This is a genomic window from Cellulomonas algicola, from assembly GCF_003851725.1.
GTDB classification, from domain to species: Bacteria; Actinomycetota; Actinomycetes; order Actinomycetales; family Cellulomonadaceae; genus Cellulomonas; species Cellulomonas algicola.
Genome location: NZ_BHYL01000065.1, coordinates 1 through 1,717 on the forward strand (window position 1 = coordinate 1; position 1,717 = coordinate 1,717).

Below are 1,717 nucleotides of genomic sequence, written 5' to 3' on the forward strand. Positions count from 1 at the left end.
TGCGCGCACCCGTCGCGGCGCTCCGCTGCGCGCGCGCCGACCCCGTCCCGGACGCGTCCGTGCGCCCTGAGCGAACCTGCCCGTCCACCCGTCCCTCGTTCCTGTCCTGCGTGGTTACCGTGGTCCCCGCCGGCCCCATCGTCGCAGGAGGTCCCCGTGAGCCCCGACAACCCCGCCGTGCCCGGGCCCGACGGGCCCGAGACCCCCGCCTGGGAGCAGATGCTCCGGGCCATGCTCGGCGACGGCGCCGACGCCGCGATCCGCGAGATGCGCGAGCGCGGGTTCGACCCCGCCCAGATGGCGGGCGCGTCCGGCCTCCCGGACGACCCGCGGCTCGTCGAGCAGGCCGTCGCACAGGTCCAGCGCCTGCTGGCCGCGGCCGGCGACGACCCGGTGAACTGGCAGATGGCGCACGACCTGGCCCGCCAGCAGGCCTCCGTCGGCGGGGACCCGGCCCTGTCGCCGGGCCGGGCGCGCGACGTCCTCGACGCGCTCTCCGTCGCCGAGCTGTGGCTCGACGCCGTGACCGACCTCCCGCCGTCGTCCGGCACGCCGCACGCGTGGAGCCGCGCCGAGTGGGTCGAGGCGACCCTCCCCACGTGGCGCACCCTCACCGAGCCCGTCGCCGCGTCGCTGTCCGGGGCGCTCGTCGACGCGCTCGGCGCGAGCCTGCCCGAGGAGGCCGCGGGCGCGCTGCCGGGCGGCCTGGACCCGTCCCACCTGCTCCGCCAGCTCGGCTCGGCCGTGTTCGGCATGCAGGTCGGGCAGGGCGCCGGCACCCTCGCGCGCGAGGTCTTCGGGACGACCGACATCGGCCTGCCGCTGCTCGACTCGCCCGCACCCGCGCTCGTCCCGGCCAACGTCGACGCGTTCGCCGAGGGCCTCGACGCCCCGCTCGACGAGGTGCGCCTGTTCCTCGCGCTGCGCGAGGCCGCCGCGACCCGCCTGTTCACGCACGTCCCGTGGCTGCGCGCGCACCTGCTCGCGACCGTCGAGGCGTACGCGCGCGGCATCACGATCGACGTCGACCAGCTCGAGGAGGCCGTGAGCTCGATCGACCCGACCGACGCCGCCGCCCTCCAGCAGGCGCTGTCCGGCGGGGTGTTCGCGCCGCACACGACGCCCGAGCAGCGCGCCGCGCTCGAGCGCCTCGAGACCGCACTGGCCCTCGTCGAGGGCTGGGTCGACGAGGTCACCGCCGCCGCCGCGATCGCGCACCTGCCGCACACCGTGGCGCTGCGCGAGATGGTCCGCCGTCGCCGTGCCGCGGGCGGACCCGCCGAGCAGACCTTCGCGAACCTCGTCGGGCTCGAGCTGCGGCCCCGACGCCTGCGCGACGCCGCCGCCCTGTGGGCGCAGATCACACGCGACGGGGGCCCGTCCGCGCGCGACGCCGTCTGGGACCACCCCGACCTGCTGCCGACGACGCAGGACCTCGACGACCCCGCCGGCTACGCCTCGCGCCGCGCCGCCGCCGTCGACGAGACCGCGGAGGTCGACCGCGCGCTCGCCCAGATCCTCGGCGAGGACCCGACGACCGCGACCGGAGCCGCGGGCGAGCCGACGGACGCGCCGACCTCCGACGACGAGCCGACGGACCCCGCCGACCGTGAGGACCCGCCCACGCGCTGACCCCGCTGCGGCGCGGACCCGCTGACCGCGCCCGCGCCGCGTCGCCGGCTCGCGCGCCTCGACGGCGGACGCGGCTGCGCCGGCA

Annotated in this window: 1 protein-coding gene; it reads left to right on the plus strand. The window is 78.3% G+C overall.

Going from position 1 to position 1,717, the window contains the following annotated elements; all coding sequences use genetic code 11:
- Positions 1 to 156: 156 nt before the first annotated feature.
- On the plus strand, positions 157 to 1,632 hold the full coding sequence (locus CTKZ_RS05135) for a zinc-dependent metalloprotease (RefSeq protein ID WP_124341943.1): 1,476 nt from the start codon (positions 157 to 159) through the stop codon (positions 1,630 to 1,632).
- Positions 1,633 to 1,717 lie beyond the last annotated feature (85 nt).